The 24,636-nt window shown below is 40.4% G+C and carries 22 protein-coding genes, 1 tRNA gene, 1 rRNA gene and 1 other RNA gene; 24 read left to right on the top strand and 1 reads right to left on the bottom strand.

All coding sequences use genetic code 11. The features are described from left to right. Positions 1–10 precede the first annotated feature (10 nt). The 13 genes from rrf to KBU52_RS07715 all read left to right on the top strand — a co-directional run bounded on the left by rrf (position 11) and on the right by KBU52_RS07715 (position 8,747). Positions 11–126 (top strand): 5S ribosomal RNA (gene rrf / locus KBU52_RS07775). A gap of 5 nt (positions 127–131) precedes the next feature. Beyond that, a tRNA-Asn gene (locus KBU52_RS07770) sits at positions 132–205 on the top strand. Between the two features lie 199 nt (positions 206–404). After that, positions 405–638, top strand: coding sequence for a sigma(X)-activator ComW (gene comW / locus KBU52_RS07765; protein WP_025170381.1), 234 nt, complete (start codon positions 405–407; stop codon positions 636–638). Between the two features lie 243 nt (positions 639–881). Continuing rightward, complete coding sequence (locus KBU52_RS07760; protein WP_004250345.1) at positions 882–2,168, top strand: adenylosuccinate synthase; 1,287 nt, start codon at positions 882–884, stop codon at positions 2,166–2,168. Positions 2,169–2,367: 199 nt separating this feature from the next. Beyond that, a complete protein-coding gene (tadA, locus tag KBU52_RS07755; RefSeq protein ID WP_006155547.1) occupies positions 2,368–2,835 on the top strand; it encodes a tRNA adenosine(34) deaminase TadA in 468 nt (155 codons plus the stop codon). 32 nt (positions 2,836–2,867) lie between these two features. After that, an RNA gene (gene ffs / locus KBU52_RS07750) (signal recognition particle sRNA small type) lies at positions 2,868–2,966 on the top strand. 53 nt (positions 2,967–3,019) lie between these two features. Next, positions 3,020–3,463 carry a dUTP diphosphatase gene (locus KBU52_RS07745; protein WP_044020006.1) on the top strand — a complete coding sequence of 148 codons (444 nt, stop codon included), beginning with the start codon at positions 3,020–3,022 and terminating at the stop codon, positions 3,461–3,463. Between the two features lie 50 nt (positions 3,464–3,513). Next, a complete protein-coding gene (locus KBU52_RS07740) occupies positions 3,514–4,212 on the top strand; it encodes a hypothetical protein (RefSeq protein ID WP_254724616.1) in 699 nt (232 codons plus the stop codon). A 13-nt stretch (positions 4,213–4,225) separates the two neighbouring features. Continuing rightward, positions 4,226–5,590, top strand: coding sequence for a DNA repair protein RadA (radA, locus tag KBU52_RS07735; protein ID WP_301798488.1), 1,365 nt, complete (start codon positions 4,226–4,228; stop codon positions 5,588–5,590). Between the two features lie 71 nt (positions 5,591–5,661). Then, positions 5,662–6,357, top strand: a complete 696-nt coding sequence (locus KBU52_RS07730; RefSeq protein ID WP_006155546.1) for a TIGR00266 family protein — start codon at positions 5,662–5,664, stop codon at positions 6,355–6,357. 161 nt (positions 6,358–6,518) lie between these two features. Further along, positions 6,519–7,013 carry a carbonic anhydrase gene (locus tag KBU52_RS07725; RefSeq protein WP_254724618.1) on the top strand — a complete coding sequence of 165 codons (495 nt, stop codon included), beginning with the start codon at positions 6,519–6,521 and terminating at the stop codon, positions 7,011–7,013. 215 nt (positions 7,014–7,228) lie between these two features. Further along, positions 7,229–8,197 (top strand): ribose-phosphate diphosphokinase, encoded by a 969-nt coding sequence (locus tag KBU52_RS07720; RefSeq protein WP_254724619.1) that lies wholly within the window; start codon positions 7,229–7,231, stop codon positions 8,195–8,197. Between the two features lie 112 nt (positions 8,198–8,309). Next, positions 8,310–8,747, top strand: a complete 438-nt coding sequence (locus tag KBU52_RS07715; RefSeq protein ID WP_254724620.1) for a CoA-binding protein — start codon at positions 8,310–8,312, stop codon at positions 8,745–8,747. A 172-nt stretch (positions 8,748–8,919) separates the two neighbouring features. Here KBU52_RS07715 and KBU52_RS07710 read toward each other — a convergent pair whose 3' ends face one another. Beyond that, the gene (locus KBU52_RS07710; protein WP_254724621.1) at positions 8,920–9,930 is read right to left on the bottom strand and encodes a YeiH family protein; all 1,011 of its coding nucleotides are present in this window, start codon (positions 9,928–9,930) and stop codon (positions 8,920–8,922) included. Positions 9,931–10,084: 154 nt separating this feature from the next. On the opposite strand from KBU52_RS07710, the gene KBU52_RS07705 reads away from it, so the two are divergent. The 11 genes from KBU52_RS07705 (at position 10,085) to purN (ending at position 24,571) form a co-directional block, all read left to right on the top strand. Then, entirely contained in the window at positions 10,085–11,254 is a 1,170-nt protein-coding gene (locus tag KBU52_RS07705) for a pyridoxal phosphate-dependent aminotransferase (RefSeq protein ID WP_254724622.1), read from the top strand. Continuing rightward, positions 11,251–12,021: a DNA repair protein RecO gene (gene recO / locus KBU52_RS07700; RefSeq protein WP_006150509.1), complete on the top strand. Its 771-nt coding sequence runs from the start codon at positions 11,251–11,253 to the stop codon at positions 12,019–12,021. The genes KBU52_RS07705 and recO overlap by 4 nt, the downstream gene beginning before the upstream one ends. Beyond that, a complete protein-coding gene (gene plsX / locus KBU52_RS07695) occupies positions 12,018–13,010 on the top strand; it encodes a phosphate acyltransferase PlsX (protein WP_254724623.1) in 993 nt (330 codons plus the stop codon). The genes recO and plsX overlap by 4 nt, the downstream gene beginning before the upstream one ends. Positions 13,011–13,020: 10 nt before the next feature. Then, the gene (locus KBU52_RS07690; protein ID WP_024053626.1) at positions 13,021–13,257 is read left to right on the top strand and encodes an acyl carrier protein; all 237 of its coding nucleotides are present in this window, start codon (positions 13,021–13,023) and stop codon (positions 13,255–13,257) included. A 212-nt stretch (positions 13,258–13,469) separates the two neighbouring features. Beyond that, positions 13,470–15,623 (top strand): peptide cleavage/export ABC transporter ComA, encoded by a 2,154-nt coding sequence (gene comA / locus KBU52_RS07685; RefSeq protein WP_254724624.1) that lies wholly within the window; start codon positions 13,470–13,472, stop codon positions 15,621–15,623. A gap of 12 nt (positions 15,624–15,635) precedes the next feature. Continuing rightward, entirely contained in the window at positions 15,636–16,553 is a 918-nt protein-coding gene (locus tag KBU52_RS07680; RefSeq protein WP_254724625.1) for an HlyD family efflux transporter periplasmic adaptor subunit, read from the top strand. 160 nt (positions 16,554–16,713) lie between these two features. Next, the gene (purC, locus tag KBU52_RS07675; RefSeq protein WP_254724626.1) at positions 16,714–17,421 is read left to right on the top strand and encodes a phosphoribosylaminoimidazolesuccinocarboxamide synthase; all 708 of its coding nucleotides are present in this window, start codon (positions 16,714–16,716) and stop codon (positions 17,419–17,421) included. Between the two features lie 200 nt (positions 17,422–17,621). Then, the gene (locus tag KBU52_RS07670) at positions 17,622–21,347 is read left to right on the top strand and encodes a phosphoribosylformylglycinamidine synthase (RefSeq protein WP_254724627.1); all 3,726 of its coding nucleotides are present in this window, start codon (positions 17,622–17,624) and stop codon (positions 21,345–21,347) included. A 168-nt stretch (positions 21,348–21,515) separates the two neighbouring features. Further along, positions 21,516–22,958, top strand: a complete 1,443-nt coding sequence (purF, locus tag KBU52_RS07665) for an amidophosphoribosyltransferase (protein ID WP_254724628.1) — start codon at positions 21,516–21,518, stop codon at positions 22,956–22,958. 36 nt (positions 22,959–22,994) lie between these two features. After that, positions 22,995–24,017 carry a phosphoribosylformylglycinamidine cyclo-ligase gene (gene purM, locus KBU52_RS07660; protein ID WP_254724629.1) on the top strand — a complete coding sequence of 341 codons (1,023 nt, stop codon included), beginning with the start codon at positions 22,995–22,997 and terminating at the stop codon, positions 24,015–24,017. Then, entirely contained in the window at positions 24,017–24,571 is a 555-nt protein-coding gene (purN, locus tag KBU52_RS07655; RefSeq protein WP_254724630.1) for a phosphoribosylglycinamide formyltransferase, read from the top strand. The genes purM and purN overlap by 1 nt, the downstream gene beginning before the upstream one ends. Positions 24,572–24,636 lie beyond the last annotated feature (65 nt).

The raw sequence follows: 24,636 nt of genomic DNA, 5'->3' as shown, positions 1-24,636 counted from the left end.
TTACTCAGAGTTAAGTGACGATAGCCTAGGAGATACACCTGTACCCATGCCGAACACAGAAGTTAAGCCCTAGAACGCCGGAAGTAGTTGGGGGTTGCCCCCTGTGAGATATGGAAGTCGCTTAGCTTTTATCCGCCATAGCTCAGTTGGTAGTAGCGCATGACTGTTAATCATGATGTCGTAGGTTCGAGTCCTACTGGCGGAGTAGTTAAACGTTCTAAGGAACGTTTTTTTGTTTTCTTGGCTTTATTTTTCTGGATTTTTCAGAGCTTTTTTCCATCTATTTTTACTTCTTTTCTTTGTTTTAAGTTTGTTCAGCTTAAAATTTTTACTTTATAGAAATATTTATCTATTTATTTTGCCTTTCTGATAAACTTGTTTTATCAATAAGAAAGGTTTTTTATATGCTTCAAAAATATTATGATCGATCTTTGGTTTTTCTAAAGCAAATCGAAAATGAATATTCAATTTTATTTCAAAGTACTGATGAATGGGAATTACTTCATCTTAAATTTTTACTTTATTATTTAATTCGTTTTAAGATTAAGAATGAGAAGGATTTTCTTCTCTATCATTTTAGGGCTGCTTATCGTATCTATCTTAATCATTTACTTGGACAAACATTCAATTATTGTTAGTAGGTACAGTTATTTTCATTTATTACGAACGTTAATTTATATATAATAAAAAATATATAGTTTAATCTTAAATTTTTACTTTATTTATTTTAAAATCAAAGGAAAACCCTAATCTTTTCTAGTGTTAATTCTTGATAAAATAGGCTTTTTTTCTTATAATAAATTGTAAGATATTATTGTGGGTGAGAGTCCCACCATGTATATGAGAAAGGACGAGCCTTTTGGCTCAGACGAAAATTTATTATGACTTCAGTTGTTGTTGTAGGTACCCAATGGGGTGATGAAGGTAAAGGAAAAATTACAGATTTTCTTTCAGCTAATGCAGAAGTGATTGCTCGTTACCAAGGCGGAGATAATGCAGGTCACACAATTGTTATTGATGGAAAGAAATTTAAATTGCACTTGATTCCTTCAGGTATCTTCTTCCCAGAAAAAATCTCTGTTATTGGTAATGGGATGGTTGTCAACCCTAAATCTCTTGTAAAAGAATTGTCTTATTTGCATGAAGAAGGTGTTACAACAGATAATCTTAGAATTTCTGATCGTGCGCATGTTATTTTGCCTTATCACATTGAGTTAGACCGTCTTCAAGAAGAAGCTAAGGGTGATAACAAGATTGGGACGACAATTAAAGGAATTGGTCCAGCCTATATGGACAAGGCAGCTCGTGTTGGAATTCGTATTGCGGATCTTTTGGATAAAGAAATCTTCCGTGAACGTTTAGAACGTAATCTTGCTGAGAAAAATCGTCAATTTGTAAAATTGTATGATAGTGAACCTATTTCAATTGATGATATTTTTGAAGAATACTATGAGTATGGCCAACAAATCAAGCAATATGTGACTGATACTTCAGTTATCTTGAACGACGCGCTTGATAATGGTAAACGGGTTCTCTTTGAGGGTGCACAAGGTGTCATGTTGGATATTGACCAAGGTACTTATCCATTTGTTACTTCATCAAACCCAGTGGCTGGTGGTGTGACAATTGGTTCTGGAGTAGGTCCAAGCAAGATTGACAAAGTTGTCGGTGTATGTAAGGCTTATACAAGTCGTGTAGGTGATGGTCCTTTCCCAACTGAGCTATTTGATGAAGTTGGTGATCGTATTCGTGAAGTGGGGCATGAGTATGGAACAACTACTGGGCGTCCTCGTCGTGTAGGTTGGTTCGACTCAGTTGTTATGCGTCATAGCCGTCGTGTTTCTGGGATCACAAATCTCTCTTTGAACTCTATCGATGTTTTGAGTGGTTTGGATACTGTTAAAATCTGTGTGGCTTATGATCTTGATGGTCAACGTATTGATTACTACCCAGCTAGTCTCGAACAATTGAAACGTTGTAAACCAATCTACGAAGAATTGCCTGGTTGGTCTGAAGATATCACTGGAGTACGTAATTTGGAAGACCTTCCTGAAAATGCACGTAACTATGTTCGCCGTGTTAGCGAATTGGTGGGTGTTCGTATTTCAACATTCTCAGTAGGTCCTGGTCGTGAACAGACAAATATTTTAGAAAGTGTTTGGTCATAGGAGATTTTTTAAGATTTGTTTAAGACAGGTTGGATATACTATAGACAGTTACAAGAAGACCTCCTAACTTGTTGTAACAAATTTCCTAAACTTTTCTTTTTCATAATAATCTCCCTATAAAGTCACCGCATTCGGTGGCTTTTTTTGTGTTGAGAAACATGGTATAATGATAGAATTGATAGCTAGGAAGAGAGAAGAGATGAATTACACGCTTGAAGAAAAAGAAGCTTTTATGAGAGAGGCCTTAAAAGAGGCAGAGATTGCTTTAGAGCATGATGAAATCCCGATTGGTTGTGTAATTGTCAAGGACGGAAAAGTCATTGGGAGAGGACACAATGCGCGAGAGGAGTTGCAACGGGCAGTCATGCATGCGGAAATTATGGCCATAGAGAATGCTAATTTGAGTGAAGAGAGTTGGCGTTTGCTCGATTGTACGCTTTTTGTGACCATAGAGCCGTGTGTCATGTGTAGTGGGGCAATTGGTCTCGCACGGATTCCAAACGTGATCTACGGGGCTAAAAACCAGAAATTTGGCGCCGCTGGGAGCTTGTACGATATTTTAACAGATGAGAGGCTCAATCACCGTGTGGACGTTGAAACAGGTGTTTTAGAGAATGAGTGCGCAGAGATTATGCAAGACTTTTTCCGAAATCGACGTAAAAAATAATTTCTCTTTAAAAATAGAGGGGAATGTGGTATAATAGCTAGTGGAGCAACAGTTCTGCGTGAAGCGGGTCAGGGGAGGAATCCAGCAGCCCTAAGCGAGTGTGAATTGTGTGCTCTTTTTTCGTGCTTTTTTCGAATAAATAAGATAAAATAGCCTAGAATAAAAGATTAAAAAGAGGAATAATATGAAAATTCGTGGTTTTGAATTAGTTTCTAGCTTTACAGATGAAACTTTGTTACCTAAACGTGAGACAGCGCATGCAGCTGGCTACGACTTAAAGGTTGCGGTGCGTACGGTTATCGCTCCAGGAGAGATTGTTCTCGTCCCAACGGGTGTTAAGGCTTATATGCAGCCGACTGAAGTGCTCTATCTTTATGACCGTTCATCAAATCCTCGTAAAAAAGGTTTGGTCTTGATTAACTCTGTGGGTGTCATTGATGGAGACTATTATGGCAATCCAGGGAATGAGGGACATATCTTTGCACAGATGAAGAATATCACAGACCAAGAAGTTGTTCTTGAAGTTGGGGAACGTGTAGTTCAGGCTGTCTTTGCACCATTTTTAATCGCAGATGGAGATGAGGCAGACGGAGTACGTACTGGTGGATTTGGATCGACAGGGCACTAAGATGAAGTCTTTATGAGTCAGAATACTTTTGATGAAAAAATGGGGGAAGTATGTCAGGGTTATATTTTGAAGTGAGATCTAGGCTAAGAAGGAAGTTTAACTGGTGGGAAGATATAGGATTCAAATTTTTTGAAGTTGTTCTACTTTTACTTCTAATACTTTATGTTGTGGACTTAGTATCTTCTAATTCATATGCTTCAAATACAGATTTTTTAAACGTACTAATATTTTTTTTCATTTATCGTGGTTTCGCAATATTTAGAAAAAATAAAGTAATAAACATTGCGATACAATATAATCAAAATAACATTTTAACACCAGAGGATATTGATAAGCTTTTAAAAGAAATTAAAAAATCAATCAATTCTACAAGAGATTTAATAAAGTGGGGAATGGGAATTTTTGCAACAATTATGATTGCTCTTTTATCCATAGTTTCAACATTATTTTCAAAAATATTTGATTTATTAACGAAGAATATTTCAGAAACAGAACTATTAAACTATTTTAAAGGATTATCAATTGAGTCTATAGTAATAGACTGGATAAAAGTTTTATTTTCAGTTTTGATTATAGTTGTTGTGTTCTTATTTGTCATCTATATCATATTAGATTTATTCACCTATGATAGAAGATTTGTGTACAATGTTTTAATAAATTTTCAGTATAGAGCTTTTCAAATAGGAGAGTTAGAAGAAAAAAGATTTTGGTCATCGTTTAAAGAAATATTTTTTATAGATTATTTTTAATAGGAAGAGGTTTATTATCGCTAAGAAAAAAGCGACATTTGTGTGTCAAAATTGTGAATATAATTCACCAAAGTATTTAGGACGCTGTCCAAACTGTGGAGCTTGGTCTTCTTTTGTTGAGGAGGTTGAGGTTGCAGAGGTCAAGAATGCTCGTGTGTCCTTGACAGGTGAGAAAACCAAGCCTATGAAATTGGCTGAAGTAACTTCTATTAATGTCAATCGAACCAAGACTGAGATGGAGGAATTCAACCGTGTACTCGGTGGGGGTGTGGTACCAGGGAGTCTCGTCCTAATTGGTGGAGATCCAGGTATTGGAAAATCAACCCTTCTCTTACAAGTATCAACCCAGTTGTCTCAAGTAGGAACGGTCCTCTATGTCAGTGGGGAGGAGTCTGCTCAACAGATCAAACTCCGTGCAGAGCGCTTGGGGGATATTGATAGTGAGTTTTATCTCTATGCTGAGACCAATATGCAGAGCGTGAGAGCTGAGGTGGAGCGAATCCAACCAAACTTTCTTATCATCGATTCGATTCAGACCATTATGTCTCCTGAGATTTCAGGGGTGCAAGGATCGGTTTCTCAAGTACGGGAAGTAACTGCAGAGCTCATGCAGCTGGCCAAGACCAATAACATTGCTATCTTTATCGTAGGGCATGTGACCAAGGAAGGAACCTTAGCGGGACCTCGAATGTTGGAACATATGGTGGATACGGTGCTTTACTTTGAAGGGGAACGCCACCATACCTTCCGTATCTTGAGAGCAGTCAAAAATCGTTTTGGCTCGACCAACGAGATTGGAATCTTTGAGATGCAGTCAGGTGGCTTGGTTGAAGTTCTTAATCCTAGTGAAGTGTTTCTGGAAGAACGCTTGGATGGAGCGACTGGTTCGTCCATCGTTGTGACAATGGAAGGAACACGTCCAATTCTTGCGGAAGTGCAGGCCTTGGTGACGCCGACCATGTTTGGAAATGCTAAGCGTACGACGACAGGGCTTGATTTCAATCGTGCTAGCTTGATTATGGCTGTTTTGGAAAAACGTGCAGGGCTTCTCTTGCAAAATCAGGATGCCTATCTCAAATCAGCTGGTGGTGTCAAATTAGATGAACCTGCTATTGACCTGGCTGTTGCAGTTGCTATTGCTTCTAGCTACAAGGACAAGCCAACCAATCCCCAGGAATGTTTTGTAGGAGAATTGGGTTTGACGGGAGAGATTCGGCGCGTAAATCGTATCGAACAACGGATCAATGAAGCTGCTAAGCTTGGATTTACAAAAATCTATGTACCAAAAAACTCCCTAACAGGTATAAAGCCACCTAAGGAAATTCAGGTGATTGGGGTGACGACTATTCAGGAAGTCTTGAAAAAAGTATTCTCCTAATCGTTTTACTCAGGTTTAGATTACTAATTATTTTATTGCTAACATTTATTAAAAATAAGGAGGAATTTCTGATGAAATTTTCTATGGATAGTCACATGCAGTTTCCTTTGGTAGAGTTGTCGCTCAATCAGGGGGAAACGGTCTTTATTCAGCGCGGTAGCATGGTCTACCATACACCTAATGTAAGTCTCAATACCCAGCTCAATGCAAGCGGTTCTGGTTTGGGACGTTTTGTCAAAGCTGTAGGGCGTTCAATGGTTTCTGGTGAAAGTACCTTTATCACTCAAGCTGTTGCAGAGTCTGACAACGGAAACCTTGCTTTAGCACCAGACACTCCTGGTCAAGTGATTGCTCTTGAGCTAGGCGAAAACCAGTACCGATTGAATGATGGGGCCTTTTTAGCTCTTGATGGTACAGCTTTCTATACAATGGAGCGCCAGTCTATTGGGAAAGCTCTGTTCGGAGGGCAAGGCGGTCTCTTTGTGATGACAACCCAAGGTCAGGGAACTCTTTTGGCCAATGCTTTTGGATCTATTAAGAAAATTGAGTTGCAAAACCAAGAAATAACGATTGACAATGCCCATGTGGTGGCTTGGAGTCAATCTCTGGACTATGATATCCACTTAGAAAATGGTTTCTGGCAGTCTATAGGTACGGGTGAAGGAGTGGTGAATACCTTCCGAGGTACCGGTGAGGTCTATGTACAGAGTCTCAATCTTCAGAGCTTTGCAGGCTCTCTTAACAAGTATATCCAAAAAGGCTCATAATATTAAAAAACTAGGACAGAAACCCAAGCTAGTTGCTGGATGTCTCTGTCCCAGTTTTTTTATATGAAAGTTGACAGCTGACAAGACAAAGAAAAGATGGTAAGATAGGAGATAAATAATTTGGTGTTCAAATTATCTGACAGACTAGAAAGTGAGTTGTCATGTCCTATTTTGAAAATTTTTTAAAAGCCAATCAAGCTTATGTAGAACTACATGGAGATTTGCATTTATCCATTAAACCCAAGACCAAGGTTTCAATCGTAACTTGTATGGATTCGCGTCTACACGTTGCGCCAGCTCTGGGGTTAGCTCTGGGAGATGCCCATATTTTACGGAATGCGGGTGGTCGAGTGACTGAGGATATGATTCGTTCACTTGTAATTTCCCAACAACAAATGGGGACGAGAGAAATTGTGGTTCTTCATCATACAGACTGCGGGGCTCAAACCTTCAATAACGAGGATTTTCAAGAGCACCTAAAATGTGAATTGGGAGTTGATGTATCTGGGCAGGACTTTTTACCGTTTCAAGACATCGATGAGAGTGTTCGAGAGGATATGAAATTGCTGCGAGAATGCCCCTTAATTCCAGATGATGTTATTATTTCAGGAGCTGTTTACGATGTGGATACAGGTAGTATGAGGGAGATATACTAACTTTCTAATTAAAAGCTTCTGGAGTAGCATGAAGTAGGATGAGAAGGTTGACAAGTTTTACCTTTGATATCACGAATATAAGATAGTATAAGATAAGAGTATAAAAGTCTACTCTTGTCTTATTTTTTATTGAAAAATCGAGAAAAAAGCGCTACAATGGTAGATGGAAAAATGTTGTGAAAAACACAAGTGATACATAAATACTGGAGGAAATCATGTCTTTTTCTGATTTAAAGCTGTTTGCCCTTTCTTCAAATAGAGAATTGGCAGAGCGTGTGGCGCAAGAGATTGGGATAGAGTTGGGAAAATCGACTGTTCGTCAATTTTCAGACGGAGAAATTCAAGTTAATATCGAAGAATCGATCCGTGGAAAACACGTCTTTATTCTACAATCAACTAGCTCACCAGTAAATGATAATCTACTTGAGATTTTGATTATGGTTGACGCTTTGAAGCGCGCCAGTGCAGAATCTGTCAACGTTGTTATGCCTTACTATGGTTATGCACGTCAGGATAGAAAGGCAAGAGCGCGTGAGCCAATCACTGCAAAACTCGTTGCAAATATGCTTGAAGTAGCTGGAGTTGATCGTTTGTTGACGATTGATTTGCACGCTGCACAGATTCAAGGTTTCTTTGATATTCCGGTGGATCACTTGATGGGTGCTCCATTGATTGCGGATTACTTTGAGCGTCGTGGCATGGTTGGTTCCGACTATGTCGTTGTCAGCCCGGACCACGGTGGGGTGACTCGTGCTCGTAAATTAGCAGAATTTTTGAAAACTCCAATTGCCATTATCGACAAGCGTCGTAGTGTAGACAAGATGAATACTAGTGAAGTTATGAATATCATTGGTAAGGTAGAAGGTAAGACTTGTATCTTGATTGACGATATGATTGATACAGCTGGAACCATTTGTCATGCGGCTGATGCTCTAGCAGAAGCAGGAGCTGTTGAAGTTTACGCAAGTTGTACGCACCCAGTTCTTTCTGGTCCAGCAATGGAGAATATCCAGAAATCAGCCATTAAAAAATTGGTTGTCTTGGACACTATCTATCTTCCAGAAGAACGTTTGATTGATAAGATTGAACAAATTTCTATCGCTCATCTCCTAGGTGATGCTATTGTACGTATTCACGAAAAACGTCCTCTTTCTCCTTTATTTAGTGTCGAGAAAAAAATCTAGTCTTTCACTTGAATAAATTTCCTAGCCGGCTTTTTCCTGCTAGGAAATTTTTTGTAGTCAAAAACTGCAAGCCTTTTCAAAATGTGCTATACTGATGAAAAGGAGGATTTCTATGACTCAAGAATTTATCAACCCAAGTGATGGAGTGATCCGTCAGTATCTAGCAACCAGTAAAACTCTAGCTGTAGTAGGCTTATCCGATCGTGAGGAAACAACTAGCAATCGAGTGACTAAAGAAATGCAGGCTCGTGGCTATAAAATTATTCCAGTTAACCCTAAAGCTGCAGGTAGCGAGATTTTGGGAGAAAAGGTTTATGCCAGTCTAGCTGAAATTCCGTTCCCTGTAGATATCGTTAATGTCTATCGTCGCAGTGAATTTTTACCTGATGTAGCACGAGACTTTCTCAAGGCGGATGCCAAGATTTTCTGGGCGCAATTAGGCCTTGAAAGCCTGGAAGCAGCAGAAATCTTACGTGCTGGGGGATGCAATGACATCGTGATGAACCGTTGTATTAAGAGAGAACATACACGTTTAATTCCTGAACAATAAAAAGGTAGCCTTTAGGCTACCTTTTGTGTTGTACTCAATGAAAATCAGAGAGCAAACTAGCCGCAGGTTGCTCAAAACACTGTTTTGAGGTTGCAGATAGAACTGACGAAGTCAGTAACCATACCTACGGCAAGACGACGTTGACGTGGTTTGAAGAGATTTTCGAAGAGTATTAGAAAATGCCGATGAGTGTTTGCATACCAAGACTGGTCAGGATGATAGCAATCCAGCAAAGGGCTCCAAGAAGAATGGATTTTCCACTGGATTTGATCATAGCAATGAGGTTTGTTTTGAGACCAATAGCACTCATAGCCATGATGATGAGGAATTTGGAGAGTTGTTTGAGAGGTGCAAAGAAGCTATTGCTAACACCAAAAGAAGTAAGGACGGTGGTTAGCAGAGAAGCTAGGATAAAATAGAGAATGAAAACGGGGAAGATTTTTTTAAGCTTCACTCCTTGGTTGTTGCCTTGTTGACGGCTTTGCCAATAAGAGAGGAAGAGAGTAATAGGGATAATAGCCAGGGTGCGTGTCAGTTTGACAATAGTAGCAGATTCGAGAGTATTGCTTTGGTAAAGACTATCCCAGGCGCTAGCAGTAGCTGTCACAGAGGAAGTATCGTTGACTGCAGTACCCGCAAAGAGAGCAAAACCTTCGTTGGAAAGATGGAGCCAAGAACCTAGAGTCGGAAAGATAAGAGCTGCCAAGACATTGAAGAAAAAGATAACAGAAATGGCTTGGGCTACTTCTTTTTCCTTGGCGTGAATAACAGGAGCAGTCGCTGCAATGGCAGAACCGCCACAGATAGAAGATCCAACTCCAATCAATGTAGCTAGCTTTGTATCAAGGTTAAAAAAGCGTTGGAAAAAGAAAGCTATAATCAAGGCTATAGAAATGGTAGAAAGGATAACTGGGAGAGAAGACTTTCCAACTGCGAAAACTTGTGAGATATTGAGTCCAAAGCCCAGTAAGATGACTGCGTATTGGAGCAATTTTTTGGAGCTATAAGTCAAGCCGGCTTCCAGTTGTGTATAGGAAGTGAGAAAGGGATGGAGAATCATTCCGATAAAAATGGCGAAAACAGGTGCTCCCACAACAGGCAGAAAGCCTCCTAAAACCCAAGAGATGATAGAAATGATTAGACAGGCTAACAGTCCTGCCCAATTTTTTGATAGAAATGACATAAAAACCTCCAAAAATAAATACTACTTATTATAATCTTATCTGTCAGAAAAGTAAAATAGAAAGTGGGAATAAGGTTGTAAATTAATGGAATTTTGCGGTCAGAGAGCTTTTGTAGTATAATAGATATATGTTCTTTGATCAAGGAGGATATATATGGATTTAACCAAACGCTTTAATAAACAATTAGATAAGATACAAGTTTCCTTGATTCGTCAATTTGACCAGGCTATTTCAGAGATTCCTGGTGTCCTGCGATTGACCTTGGGAGAACCAGATTTTACAACGCCAGATCATGTCAAGGAAGCTGCAAAGCGAGCCATTGACCAAGATCAATCCTACTATACAGGGATGAGTGGTTTGTTGACATTGCGTCAGGCGGCGAGTGATTTTGTAAAAGAGAAATATCAGCTAGACTACAATCCAGAGAATGAAATCTTGGTCACAATTGGTGCGACAGAGGCTCTATCAGCCACTCTGACAGCTATTTTGGAGGAAGGAGACAAGGTTCTCTTGCCAGCTCCTGCCTATCCTGGCTATGAGCCAATCGTTAATCTAGTTGGTGCAGAGATTGTAGAGATTGATACGACTGATAACGGTTTTGTCTTAACTCCTGAGATGTTGGAAAAGGCAATTTTGGAGCAGGGGGACAAGCTCAAGGCAGTTATTCTCAACTATCCAGCCAACCCTACAGGAATTACTTATAGTCGTGAGCAATTAGAAGCCTTGGCAGCTGTTTTACGTAAGTATGAGATTTTCGTAGTCTGTGATGAAGTCTACTCAGAATTGACCTATACAGGGGAAAATCATGTATCTTTGGGAACTATGTTGAGAGATCAGGCAATTATCATTAACGGTCTTTCTAAATCCCATGCCATGACAGGTTGGCGTTTAGGATTTATCTTTGCGCCAGCAAACTTCACAGCTCAACTCATCAAGAGTCATCAGTATTTGGTAACTGCTGCAAACACCATGGCGCAACATGCTGCTGTGGAAGCATTGACAGCTGGTAAAGATGATGCAGAACCCATGAAGAAGGAATATATCCAGCGTCGGGACTACATTATTGACAAGATGACTGACCTTGGTTTTGAGATTATCAAACCAGATGGGGCTTTTTATATCTTTGCTAAGATTCCGGCAGGCTATAATCAAGATTCTTTTGCTTTTCTGAAGGATTTTGCCCAGAAGAAGGCTGTTGCCTTTATCCCTGGTGCTGCCTTTGGTCAGTATGGAGAGGGCTATGTTCGCCTATCTTATGCAGCTAGCATGGAAACCATCAGAGAAGCTATGAAACGACTTGAGGAGTACATGAGAGAGACATGATTCAATCGATTACGAGTCAGGGTTTAGTACTTTACAATCGAAATTTTCGAGAGGATGATAAGCTTGTTAAAATCTTTACAGAACAGGCAGGGAAGCGCATGTTTTTTGTCAAACACGCCGGCCAATCCAAACTAGCTCCTGTCATTCAACCTTTAGTCTTAGCCCATTTTCTCCTAAAAGTCAATGACGATGGACTTAGTTATATAGAAGATTATCATGAGGTGAAGACTTTTCCGAAAATTAATAGTGACCTCTTTGTTATGGCTTATGCGACTTACGTTGCAGCCTTGGCAGATGCGAGTTTGCAGGATAATCAAGAAGATGCTCCCTTATTTGCTTTTTTGCAAAAGACTTTAGAGCTGATGGAAGAGGGTCTGGATTATCAAGTTTTGACCAATATTTTTGAAATTCAAATATTGACACGTTTTGGAATCAGTCTCAACTTTAATGAGTGTACCTTTTGTCATCGTGTGGGGCAAGCCTTTGACTTCTCCTTCAAATACGGGGGTTGTCTTTGTCCCGATCATTACCATGAAGATGAGAAACGATGTCATTTAAATCCCAATATTCCTTATCTGCTCAATCAATTTCAAGCCATTGATTTTGAGACCTTGGAGACTATCTCACTTAAGGCCGAAATCAAGCAGGACTTGCGCAAGTTTATGGACCAAATCTACGAGGAATATGTCGGCATTCATCTGAAATCAAAGAAATTTATTGATTCCCTAGCCGACTGGGGACAACTACTGAAAGAGGAAGACAAATGAAAAAAATCGCAGTTGATGCAATGGGTGGCGATTACGCACCACAAGCTATTGTAGAGGGAGTTAATCAAGCCCTTGCTGACTTTTCAGATATTGAAGTCCAACTTTATGGAGACGAAAGTAAAATCAAACAATATCTAACAGCTACGGAGCGCGTCAGCATTATCCATACAGATGAGAAAATAAATTCTGATGATGAGCCTACAAAAGCTATCCGCAAGAAGAAAAATGCCAGCATGGTATTGGCAGCTAAGGCTGTCAAAGATGGAGAGGCAGATGCGGTTCTTTCTGCAGGAAATACAGGTGCCTTGTTAGCAGCGGGATTTTTCATCGTTGGTCGTATCAAAAATATCGATCGACCAGGTCTTATGTCAACCTTGCCAACTATTGATGGAAAAGGTTTTGACATGCTTGACCTTGGCGCCAATGCAGAAAATACAGCTCATCACCTGCATCAATACGCTATCTTAGGTTCCTTCTATGCTAGAAATGTTCGTGGTATTGAAAAACCTCGTGTAGGTTTGCTTAATAACGGGACAGAGAGCAGCAAGGGAGATCCACTCCGCAAGGAAGCCTATGACCTATTAGTGGCTGACGAGAGTTTGAATTTCGTCGGGAATGTGGAGGCGCGTGATTTGATGGATGGTGTTGCTGATGTAGTCGTAACAGATGGTTTCACGGGAAACGCTGTACTCAAAGCTATTGAAGGGACTGCTATGGGTATCATGGGCTTGCTCAAAAATGCTATTGTAGGTGGCGGTCTTAGAGCCAAGTTAGGAGCTTTCCTTCTTAAGGATAATCTCAGAGGTATGAAAAAACAGCTCAACTATTCAGATGTTGGAGGCGCGGTTCTGTTTGGTGTTAAAGCACCAGTAGTTAAGACTCATGGCTCAAGTGATGCCAAGGCTGTCTATAGCACAATACGCCAGATTCGTACCATGCTTGAGACAGATGTAGTTGCCCAAACTGCGCGTGAATTTTCAGAGGAATAAGGAGAACAATATGACAGAACAACAAATTTTTGACCGTATCGTAACCATCATTCAAGAGCGTCAAGGAGAAGACTTTGTCGTAACCGAAAACTTGAGCTTAAAGGATGATTTGGATGCTGATTCAGTAGATTTGATGGAATTTGTCCTAACAATTGAGGATGAATTTGGAATCGAAATCGGTGATGAAGAAATTGACAACCTCCAAAGTGTCGCAGACGTATTAGCAATCATTAAAAATAGAATATAAGAAAAAGCAACATGCTGGTCATGTTGCTTTTTTGATTGTGTGGAATATTTATTTTAACGGATTTGTCAATCCATATGTTTGCTTAAACTTTTAAAAGTGCTATTTGGGTGTAGATTTTGTTTTTTTAGAAAGAGTTATCTATTTCTTACTTTGTTTGGCTAAAATAATCTTATAGAACTTTTAATTAGATTGTTAAGAAAAAGGATAAGAATATGAAATTTAGGAAAAAACACTACCGCTCACAGATGGATCAGAAGGACTGCGGAGTGGCTTCGTTGGCCATGGTGTTTGGCTATTTTGGAAGCTATTATTCATTAGCGCGTCTTCGTGAATTAGCCAAAACGACTATAAATGGGACGACAGCTTTGGGTCTGGTGAAGGCTGCGGAAACATTAGGTTTTGAGCCACAGGCTATTCAAGCAGACATGACTTTATTTGATTCTCCAAATTTAATCTTTCCTTTTGTGGTTCACGTGCTTAAGGACAAAGAATTATTTCATTATTACGTAGTGACAGGAAAGGATAAGCAGAATATCCATATAGCTGATCCAGATCCAGAGGTTAGACTGACCAAACTATCGCGTGAAAGATTTGAAGAAGAATGGACAGGAACAACTATTTTTGTGGCTCCTTCCCCAAATTATCAGCCACATAAGGACAAGAATCAGGGTCTGACTTCTTTTCTGCCTATTTTGATAAATCAGAAAGGTTTGATCATCAATATCATTTTAGCGACAGTTCTAGTAACCTTGATTAATATCGTTGGTTCATACTATCTACAATCTATTATTGATACCTATGTACCAAATCAGACATCTTCGACCCTAAGTGTTATTTCTATATGTCTTGTTATCGTGTATGCCCTTCAGCAGATTTTGTCTTTTGCTCAAGATTACCTATTAATTGTCCTTGGGCAACGTCTATCGATTGATGTTATTTTATCTTATATCAAACATGTTTTTCATCTACCTGTGTCCTTTTTTGCGACTCGACGGACGGGGGAAATCGTGTCTCGATTTACAGATGCCAATAGTATCATAGATGCCTTAGCTTCAACCATTATTTCAATTTTTTTAGATATATCTACGGTATTGATTATTTCCATAATCTTGTTTTTGCAAAATAGTAGTCTCTTTTTCATAAGCTTATTGGGTCTTCCCATTTATGCTGTAATTATATTTGTTTTTATGAAGCCTTTTGAAAAAATGAACCGGTATGCCATGGAAGCAAATGCAACTCTATCATCTTCCGTTATAGAGGATATCAATGGGATTGAAACGATTAAATCATTGGCTAGCGAAAAAACACGCTACCAAAAGATTGATAGGGAATTTGTGGACTATCTGAAAAGATCCTTTACTTATAGTAGAGCAGAAAGTCAGCAAAAAGCTCTTAAAAAACTTGCTCAACTGTCGCTAAATGTCTGCGTATTATGGATAGGGGCTAATTTCGTTATGACTGGTGAAATGAGTTTGGGCCAGTTGATTACGTATAATACACTTCTTTATTATTTTACTAATCCTCTAGAAAACATCATCAACCTTCAGAGTAAGCTTCAAACAGCTCAAGTTGCTAATAGTCGTCTCAACGAGGTGTATCTGGTCAAATCCGAGTTTGAAGAACAGAAAATGGTAGAGGATTTGAGTACGGTTCAAGGAGATATGACTTTTAAGAAAGTACATTACAAGTATGATTACGGTCAAGATATTTTATCGGATATCAATTTGACAATCAAACAGGGTTCTAAAATAGCTCTTGTAGGGATTTCAGGATCAGGGAAGTCGACTCTAGCTAAGATGATGGTTAATTTTTACAACCCAAGTCAGGGAGAAATCAGACTTGGGGATATGAATTTAAATCATATTGATAAAAAGTCTCTGCGCCAACATATCAACTATTTGCCTCAACAACCCTATGTTTTTAATGGAACAATATTAGAAAATCTCCTTCTCGGAGCTAAGGAGGGTACGACTCAGGAGGATATAGTGCGTGCGGTGGAATTAGCAGAAATTCGTGAAGATATTGAGCGTATGCCCTTGAACTACCAGACAGAATTGACTTCTGATGGGACAGGAATTTCTGGTGGTCAACGCCAGAGGATTGCTTTGGCGCGCGCTCTTTTGACAGATGCCTCTACCTTGATTTTGGATGAGGCGACGAGCAGTTTAGATATCTTAACAGAGAAACGGATAGTAGACAACCTCATGAATCTAGATAAGACCTTGATTTTCATCGCTCACCGTTTGACTATTGCTGAACGGGTGGAGAAGGTTATCGTTTTGGATCGGGGCAAGATTGTAGAGGAGGGGAATCATGCTGACTTGCTTGCTCGAAATAGTTTTTATACTCATTTAGTTAACTGTTAGAAAGGAGAAATAATGCACCTTGATTTTTTAGAAAGTGCGGAATTTTATAATCGGCGTTATCATAATTTTTCCAGTCGAGTGATTTTTCCTATGTCACTTTTGGTTGTGTTTACGTTTGGATTTGCAATGTTTGCAGAAAAGGAAATTAGTTTATCTTCGAAAGCTACAGTGGAACCTAGTCGTATCATTGCTAATATCCAGTCAACTAGTAATAGGCGGATGGTAGTTAATTATCTAGAAGAGAACAAACAAGTGCAACGAGGAGATTTACTTGTTCAGTATCAGGAGGTTGGAGATGTGATTCAGTATGAAGCCAATGCTAATCAGTTGGAGAGTTTTAGACATCATCAAAGTAAAACAAGTAACCTTAAGAACAGTACTACACAGCCAAATATAGGTCTCTTTTCTCAGAATTCTTCGACTGTACAAGAGCAGATAGCTGTAGAGCAAGATGATTTAGAAAGAGAAATAGGCAAAAAAAATCAAACTAGCTTACTTGAAAAAGGAACAATAAGAGCCCAGGAAGACGGAGTTCTTTATCTCAATCCTGAAAGGAATCAATCTGCGGTCGTCACAGAAGGAACATTACTGGCAAAATTATATCCACTATTAGATAGAGAAGGGAAAACAAAATTGACAGCCTATCTTAGTTCAAAAGATATTGTGGGAATCAAGATTGGAGATTCTGTACGCTTTACCACGACTAATGGCGCTAATGGTCAAGTGAGGCTTGTTTCTACTATCACTAGTATTGATACAATTGCAACGAGAACTGACCAAGGAAATTTCTTTAAAATAGAAGCGGAAACAAAAATAACTCAAGAACAAGCTGAAAAGCTTAGGTATGGTTTAGAAGGCCGTTTACAGATAATTACAGGCAAGAAAAGTTATTTACGCTATTATTTGGATGATTTCTTGAATTGGGAATAATGATCACTTTTTCTTAAATAATATTTAAAAACTGTAATCATAAACGATTTACAGTTTTTATAAAACTCAGAAGGGAATACGTTTACGTTCGTAAAACATTTGATTTCTGCTTATTTTTGTGTTAGAATGAGGCCAAGTAATACGAAAGGCGAATAATAAAATGTCCAGTAAACTTATTTATACGGGAAAAGCTAAAGATATCTATACTACAGAAGACGAACATGTGATTAAGTCCGTTTATAAGGACCAGGCCACCATGTTGAATGGTGCTCGTAAAGAGACCATCGAAGGTAAAGGTGTGCTCAATAATCAGATTTCGTCTCTTATTTTTGAAAAATTGAATGCTGCGGGTGTGGCTACTCACTTTATTGAACGTATCTCTGATACAGAACAACTTAACAAGAAGGTTTCAATCATTCCTTTGGAGGTTGTGCTTCGTAACGTGACTGCGGGTTCTTTCTCAAAACGTTTCGGTGTTGAAGAAGGTTTGGACTTGAAAACCCCTATCGTTGAATTTTACTACAAAAACGATGATTTGGATGACCCATTTATCAATGATGAGCATGTGAAGTTCTTGGATATTGCCAATGATGAACAAATTGCTTATATCAAGGAAGAAACACGTCGTATCAATGAATTGCTGAAAGATTGGTTTGAGCAAATAGGTCTTCGTTTGATTGACTTCAAATTGGAATTCGGTTTTGATAAGGATGGCAAGATTATCTTGGCAGACGAATTCTCACCAGATAACTGCCGCCTTTGGGATGCTGAAGGGCACCATATGGACAAGGATGTTTTCCGTAGGGATTTGGGCAGTCTAACGGATGTTTATAAGGTTGTGTTAGAGAAGTTGCAAGACTTGAAATAAGTTGTTTGAAACGGAAAACCTTCGTCTTTCAAGTAAAATGACTCAGGCTGAAAAGGTCTACTAGACCTTTTCACTCCGTCGTGATCTTGGTAGCTTGACAGATGTTTATAAGGTTGTGTTAGAGAAGTTGCAGGGATTGAAGTAAAGTTTTACTTGGTCGTCACTACAATCTTTAAGTAGAAATAGATAAAGGAACTAAAATGGATAAACGTATTTTCGTTGAGAAAAAAGCTGATTTTCGTGTCAAATCTGACTCTTTAGTAAAAGAATTACAGCATAATCTTCAGTTGAAAACCTTGAATGATCTTCGCATCGTTCAGGTTTACGATGTTTTTGGTTTGGCAGAGGACTTGTTTGCGCGTGCGGAAAAACATATTTTTTCTGAGCAGGTGACCGATACTGTTTTGGATGAAGCTACAATCAAGGTAGATCTTGAGAAACATGCTTTCTTTGCTATCGAAAGTTTGCCTGGTCAATTTGACCAACGTGCGGCATCTTCACAGGAAGCTTTGCTTTTGCTTGGTAGTTCAAGTGATGTAACGGTGAATACAGCACAACTCTACTTGGTCAATAAGGATATTGCTGCGAATGAACTAGAAGCTGTCAAGAACTACCTGCTCAATCCAGTGGATTCTCGTTTCAAAGACATCACTCTTGGCATTGCTAAACAGGATTTCTCTGAGTCTGACAAGACCATTCCAAGTTTGGATTTCTTTGAAACTTATACGGCAGAAGATTTTGCACAGTATAAGGCAGAACAAGGACTGGCCATGGAAGTGGATGACCTTCTCTTCATTCAAGACTATTTCAAGTCAATTGGACGTGTGCCAACTGAGACTGAGCTTAAGGTGTTGGATACTTATTGGTCTGACCACTGTCGTCACACAACTTTCGAGACTGAGTTGAAAAACATCGACTTCTCAGCTTCTAAATTCCAAAAACAATTGCAAACGACTTATGACAAATATATCGCCATGCGTGATGAGTTGGGACGTACAGAAAAACCTCAAACCTTGATGGATATGGCGACTATTTTTGGTCGTTATGAGCGTGCCAATGGTCGTTTGGACGACATGGAAGTGTCTGATGAAATCAATGCCTGCTCAGTTGAAATTGAGGTGGATGTCAATGATGTGAAAGAGCCGTGGCTTATCATGTTCAAAAATGAAACTCATAACCACCCAACGGAGATTGAACCATTTGGTGGAGCGGCTACTTGTATCGGTGGTGCCATTCGTGACCCATTGTCAGGTCGCTCATACGTTTACCAAGCCATGCGTATCTCTGGTGCTGGTGATATTACAGCACCAATTGCTGAAACTCGCGCTGGGAAATTGCCACAACAAGTGATTTCTAAAACAGCAGCTCACGGTTATTCTTCATACGGTAACCAAATTGGTCTTGCAACAACTTATGTTCGTGAATACTTCCATCCAGGTTTCGTTGCTAAGCGTATGGAGCTAGGTGCCGTGGTCGGTGCGGCTCCTAAGGAAAATGTTGTCCGTGAAAAACCTGAAGCAGGTGATGTGATTATCTTGCTCGGTGGTAAGACTGGACGTGACGGTGTCGGTGGTGCGACAGGTTCTTCTAAAGTTCAAACAGTTGAATCTGTTGAAACAGCTGGTGCTGAGGTTCAAAAAGGGAACGCTATCGAAGAACGCAAGATTCAACGTCTTTTCCGTAATGGGGAAGTGACACGTCTGATCAAGAAATCAAATGACTTTGGTGCTGGTGGTGTCTGTGTGGCTATCGGTGAATTGGCAGATGGTCTTGAAATTGATCTAGACAAAGTGCCATTGAAATACCAAGGTTTGAATGGTACCGAAATTGCCATCTCTGAATCTCAAGAACGGATGGCTGTAGTAGTTCGTCCAAAAGACGTAGATGCCTTCATAGCAGAATGTAACAAAGAAAACATTGATGCTGTTGTCGTTGCAACAGTAACTGAAAAACCAAATCTCGTCATGCACTGGAATGGCGAAACCATCGTTGATTTGGAACGTCGTTTCCTTGATACAAACGGTGTACGTGTAGTTGTGGATGCTAAGGTAGTTGACAAGGATGTCAAGCTTCCAGAAGAACGCCAAACATCTGCCGAAACCCTTGAAGCAGATACGCTTGCAGTCTTGGCTGACCTTAACCATGCCAGTCAAAAAGGCTTGCAAACCATCTTTGATAGCTCAGTTGGTCGTTCAACAGTCAACCACCCACTTGGTGGTCGTTACCAAATCACACCAACTGAAGCTTCTGTACAGAAATTGCCAGTCCAACATGGTGTGACAACAACTGCTTCTGTTATGGCGCAAGGGTTCAACCCTTATGTAGCAGAATGGTCTCCATATCATGGTGCTGCTTATGCGGTCATCGAAGCAACCGCTCGTTTGGTTGCTGCTGGTGCAAACTGGTCTAAGGCTCGTTTCTCTTATCAAGAATACTTCGAGCGTATGGATAAACAAGCAGAGCGTTTTGGTCAACCAGTAGCAGCTCTTCTTGGATCCATTGAAGCTCAGATTCAACTTGGTTTGCCATCTATCGGTGGGAAGGACTCGATGTCTGGTACCTTTGAAGAATTGACAGTACCACCAACCTTGGTAGCCTTTGGGGTCACAACTGCAGATAGCCGTAAGGTTCTTTCTCCAGAATTTAAAGCTGCTGGTGAAAATATCTATTACATCCCAGGTCAAGCTTTGGCCCAAGAAATTGATTTTGATCTTATCAAGTCTAACTTTGCTCAGTTTGAAGCTATTCAAGCAACCCACAAAGTGACAGCTGCATCAGCTGTCAAATATGGAGGTGTCCTTGAAGCTCTTGCCCTTGCAACATTTGGGAACCATATCGGTGCCACTGTTCAATTAGCTGACCTTGACAGCAGCTTGACAGCCCAATTGGGTGGATTCATCTTCACTTCACCTGAAGAGATTGCAAGTGTTGAGAAGATTGGACAAACAGTTGCAGACTTTACACTGCTTGTCAACGGTGTAACGCTTGATGGACAAAAACTTGACAGCGCCTTCCAAGGTAAGTTGGAAGAAGTTTACCCTACTGAGTTTGAACAGGCTACTGAACTAGAAGAAGTACCTGCTGTGGCATCAGATGCTGTCATCAAAGCTAAAGAAACGGTTGAGACACCAGTGGTTTACATCCCAGTATTCCCAGGAACCAACTCAGAATATGACTCAGCAAAGGCCTTTGAAAAAGAAGGTGCAAAAGTCAACTTGGTACCATTTGTCACACTGAATGAAGAAGCTATTGTCAAGTCTGTTGACACCATGGTTGACAACATTGAAAAAGCTAATATTATCTTCTTTGCAGGTGGCTTCTCAGCAGCAGATGAACCAGATGGATCAGCTAAATTTATCGTTAATATCTTGCTTAATGAAAAAGTACGTGCAGCCATTGACAGCTTCATCGAAGGTGGTGGTTTGATTATCGGTATCTGTAATGGATTCCAAGCTCTTGTCAAATCAGGTCTTCTTCCATACGGTAACTTTGAAGATGCAAACAGTACTAGTCCAACTCTCTTCTACAATGATGCCAACCAACACGTGGCTAAGATGGTTGAAACACGTATTGCCAATACCAACTCACCATGGCTTGCTGGCGTGAAAGTTGGTGACATCCATGCCATCCCAGTATCACACGGTGAAGGTAAGTTTGTCGTGACAGCTGAGGAATTTGCAGAACTTCGTGACAATGGTCAAATCTTTACCCAATATGTTGACTTCGAAGGCAAACCAAGCATGGACTCTAAATACAATCCTAACGGATCTGTCAATGCGATTGAAGGTATCACAAGTAAGAACGGTCAAATCATTGGGAAGATGGGTCACTCAGAACGTTTCGAAGACGGTCTATTCCAAAATATTCCAGGGAATAAAGACCAATATCTCTTTGCATCAGCGGTTAAATACTTTACTGGAAAATAGGCTTTGCAGATTTTCTAATAGAGAACCATCAGTAAATGTAAAATCAAGTAGATCTAACTTACGACAATTGCAAATGATTTATTGTTGCGAGTGAAACGAGCTTCTGCCGTATCATTCCGCTCTAGTATCGTTAAGGAATGATACACAAATAAAAATTAGGTATATAAAATGACATACGAAGTAAAATCTCTTAATGAAGAATGTGGTGTTTTTGGTATCTGGGGCCACCCAGACGCTGCCAAATTAACCTATTTTGGGCTCCATAGTCTTCAGCACCGTGGTCAGGAGGGGGCAGGAATCCTCTCCAATGACCAAGGGAAATTGAAGCGTCATCGTGATATGGGGCTTTTATCAGAAGTCTTCAAAAATCCTGCGAATTTGGATAAATTGACAGGAACTGGAGCGATTGGGCACGTGCGTTATGCGACTGCGGGAGAAGCTTCTGTAGACAATATCCAACCTTTCCTCTTCCGCTTTCACGACATGCAGTTTGGTTTGGCTCACAATGGGAATCTGACCAATGCAGAATCGCTCAAGCAAGAATTGGAACAAAGAGGAGCGATTTTCAGCTCAACCTCTGACTCTGAAATCTTGGCTCACCTTATTCGCCGTAGCCACAATCCAAATTTGATGGGTAAAATAAAGGAAGCGCTCAGTCTTGTCAAAGGTGGTTTTGCTTATCTCTTGATGTTTGAAGATAAGTTAATTGCAGCGCTTGACCCAAATGGCTTCCGTCCACTGTCAATCGGGAAAATGGCCAATGGAGCGGTGGTGGTTTCGTCTGAAACCTGTGCCTTTGAAGTAATCGGTGCTGAGTGGATTCGCGACGTAAAACCAGGCGAGATTGTCATTATTGATGACAATGGCATCCAGTATGACAGCTATACAAACGATACTCAACTGGCTATCTGTTCCATGGAGTATATCTACTTCGCACGTCCTGACTCCAATATCCACGGAGTCAATGTCCATACGGCTCGTAAGAGAATGGGAGCTCAACTGGCACGTGAGTTCAAGTATGAAGCTGATATCGTAGTCGGGGTGCCAAACTCCTCACTAAGCGCAGCGATGGGCTTTGCCGAAGAATCAGGTCTACCAAATGAAATGGGGCTCATCAAGAACCAATATACGCAACGGACCTTTATCCAGCCGACTCAAGAATTACGCGAGCAAGGGGTTCGGATGAAGTTATCTGCTGTTTCTGGTGTCGTTAAAGGCAAACGCGTTGTCATGATTGATGACTCGATTGTACGAGGAACAACATCTCGTCGCATTGTCCAACTTTTGAAAGAAGCGGGGGCATCAGAAGTACACGTTGCCATTGGGAGTCCTGCTCTTGCCTATCCTTGTTTCTACGGGATTGATATTCAGACACGTCAGGAGCTGATTGCGGCCAATCATACCATTGAGGAGACTTGCCAAATCATTGGTGCGGATAGTCTGACTTATCTTTCTATTGATGGCTTGATTGATTCTATCGGCATCGAAACAGATGCGCCAAATGGTGGCCTCTGTGTGGCTTACTTTGATGGGAAATATCCAACTCCTCTCTATGACTATGAAGAAGAATATCGTAGAAGTTTGGAAGAAAAAACGAGTTTTTACAAATAAAATTTCCCATTGAAGGAAAGGAAAAGGAAAAAACAAATGACAAATAAGAATGCGTATGCCCAATCGGGTGTGGACGTTGAAGCAGGTTATGAAGTTGTTGAACGTATCAAAAAACATGTTGCCCGTACAGAGCGTGCGGGTGTCATGGGAGCTCTTGGTGGTTTTGGTGGCATGTTCGACCTTTCAAAAACAGGTGTTAAAGAACCTGTTTTGATCTCAGGAACAGATGGTGTTGGAACCAAGCTCATGCTAGCTATCAAGTATGACAAACACGATACGATCGGTCAAGACTGTGTTGCTATGTGTGTTAACGATATCATCGCTGCAGGTGCGGAGCCCCTTTACTTCCTAGACTATATCGCAACTGGTAAAAATGAACCAGCCAAACTAGAACAAGTTGTTGCAGGTGTGGCTGAAGGTTGTGTACAAGCTGGTGCAGCCCTCATTGGTGGTGAAACGGCTGAAATGCCTGGCATGTACGGCGAAGACGACTATGACTTGGCTGGTTTTGCAGTCGGTGTTGCAGAAAAATCTCAAATCATCGACGGTTCAAAAGTAGCAGCAGGGGATGTGATTTTGGGGCTTGCTTCAAGTGGTATCCACTCAAATGGTTATTCACTTGTGCGTCGTGTCTTTGCGGACTACACAGGTGAGGAAATCCTCCCAGAATTGGAAGACAAGAAACTCAAGGACGTTCTTTTGGAGCCAACTCGTATCTATGTCAAGGCTGTCTTGCCACTCATTAAAGAGGAATTGGTGAATGGGATTGCCCACATCACAGGTGGTGGTTTCATCGAAAATGTCCCACGGATGTTCTCAGATGATTTGGCTGCTGAAATTGACGAAAGTAAAGTACCAGTCCTTCCAATTTTCAAAGCTCTTGAAAAATATGGCCAAATCAAACACGAAGAAATGTTTGAAATCTTCAACATGGGGATTGGTCTCATGCTTGCGGTGAAACCAGAAAATGTGGAACGTGTCAAAGAACTTCTCGACGAACCTGTTTATGAAATCGGTCGTATTGTGAAGAAAGATGGCGCAAGTGTGGTGATTAAATAATGGCTAAAAAGATTGCTGTTTTTGCCTCTGGCAACGGCTCAAACTTTCAGGTGATTGCGGAACAATTTCCAGTAGAATTTGTCTTTTCAGATCACCGGGATGCCTATGTCTTAGAACGTGCAGAAAAGCTAGGGGTTTTATCTTATGCCTTCGAACTTAAAGAGTTTGAGAATAAGGCAGACTATGAAGGAGCCATCGTCGAACTCTTAGATGAGCACCAGATTGACTTGGTTTGTCTCGCAGGCTATATGAAAATCGTTGGCCCGACTTTACTAGCAGCTTATGAAGGCCGTATCATCAATATTCACCCAGCTTTTCTCCCTGAATTTCCAGGTGCTCATGGTATTGAGGATGCTTGGAATGCAGGTGTGGACCAGTCTGGCGTGACTATTCACTGGGTGGACTCTGGTGTTGATACCGGTAAGGTCATCAAACAAGTCCGTGTGCCAAGACTAGCTGATGATACCATTGACAGTTTTGAAGCTCGCATTCATGAGGCGGAGTATAAACTCTATCCAGAAGTCTTGGATAGTTTGGGGGCTGCACGAAAATAAGGAAGCCCTCGAGCTGAAAGAAAATTTTCGACTGTAGCAAATGAAGAACTTTTTTAAAAAAGGAA

This window comes from Streptococcus sp. 9.1(2021), assembly GCF_030466425.1.
Taxonomy (GTDB): Bacteria; Bacillota; Bacilli; order Lactobacillales; family Streptococcaceae; genus Streptococcus; species Streptococcus wuxiensis.
This window is presented reverse-complemented; position numbering and strand designations above follow the sequence as displayed.

Bases quoted from the DNA above. Each gene is read 5' to 3' on its own strand.
- comW (WP_025170381.1), top strand. From the start codon at position 405: ATGCTTCAAAAATATTATGATCGATCTTTGGTTTTTCTAAAGCAAATC.
- KBU52_RS07760 (WP_004250345.1), top strand. From the start codon at position 882: ATGACTTCAGTTGTTGTTGTAGGTACCCAATGGGGTGATGAAGGTAAA.
- tadA (WP_006155547.1), top strand. From the start codon at position 2,368: ATGAATTACACGCTTGAAGAAAAAGAAGCTTTTATGAGAGAGGCCTTA.
- KBU52_RS07745 (WP_044020006.1), top strand. From the start codon at position 3,020: ATGAAAATTCGTGGTTTTGAATTAGTTTCTAGCTTTACAGATGAAACT.
- KBU52_RS07740 (WP_254724616.1), top strand. From the start codon at position 3,514: ATGTCAGGGTTATATTTTGAAGTGAGATCTAGGCTAAGAAGGAAGTTT.
- KBU52_RS07730 (WP_006155546.1), top strand. From the start codon at position 5,662: ATGAAATTTTCTATGGATAGTCACATGCAGTTTCCTTTGGTAGAGTTG.
- KBU52_RS07725 (WP_254724618.1), top strand. From the start codon at position 6,519: ATGTCCTATTTTGAAAATTTTTTAAAAGCCAATCAAGCTTATGTAGAA.
- KBU52_RS07720 (WP_254724619.1), top strand. From the start codon at position 7,229: ATGTCTTTTTCTGATTTAAAGCTGTTTGCCCTTTCTTCAAATAGAGAA.
- KBU52_RS07715 (WP_254724620.1), top strand. From the start codon at position 8,310: ATGACTCAAGAATTTATCAACCCAAGTGATGGAGTGATCCGTCAGTAT.
- KBU52_RS07710 (WP_254724621.1), bottom strand. From the start codon at position 9,930: ATGTCATTTCTATCAAAAAATTGGGCAGGACTGTTAGCCTGTCTAATC.
- KBU52_RS07705 (WP_254724622.1), top strand. From the start codon at position 10,085: ATGGATTTAACCAAACGCTTTAATAAACAATTAGATAAGATACAAGTT.
- recO (WP_006150509.1), top strand. From the start codon at position 11,251: ATGATTCAATCGATTACGAGTCAGGGTTTAGTACTTTACAATCGAAAT.
- plsX (WP_254724623.1), top strand. From the start codon at position 12,018: ATGAAAAAAATCGCAGTTGATGCAATGGGTGGCGATTACGCACCACAA.
- KBU52_RS07690 (WP_024053626.1), top strand. From the start codon at position 13,021: ATGACAGAACAACAAATTTTTGACCGTATCGTAACCATCATTCAAGAG.
- comA (WP_254724624.1), top strand. From the start codon at position 13,470: ATGAAATTTAGGAAAAAACACTACCGCTCACAGATGGATCAGAAGGAC.
- KBU52_RS07680 (WP_254724625.1), top strand. From the start codon at position 15,636: ATGCACCTTGATTTTTTAGAAAGTGCGGAATTTTATAATCGGCGTTAT.
- purC (WP_254724626.1), top strand. From the start codon at position 16,714: ATGTCCAGTAAACTTATTTATACGGGAAAAGCTAAAGATATCTATACT.
- KBU52_RS07670 (WP_254724627.1), top strand. From the start codon at position 17,622: ATGGATAAACGTATTTTCGTTGAGAAAAAAGCTGATTTTCGTGTCAAA.
- purF (WP_254724628.1), top strand. From the start codon at position 21,516: ATGACATACGAAGTAAAATCTCTTAATGAAGAATGTGGTGTTTTTGGT.
- purM (WP_254724629.1), top strand. From the start codon at position 22,995: ATGACAAATAAGAATGCGTATGCCCAATCGGGTGTGGACGTTGAAGCA.
- purN (WP_254724630.1), top strand. From the start codon at position 24,017: ATGGCTAAAAAGATTGCTGTTTTTGCCTCTGGCAACGGCTCAAACTTT.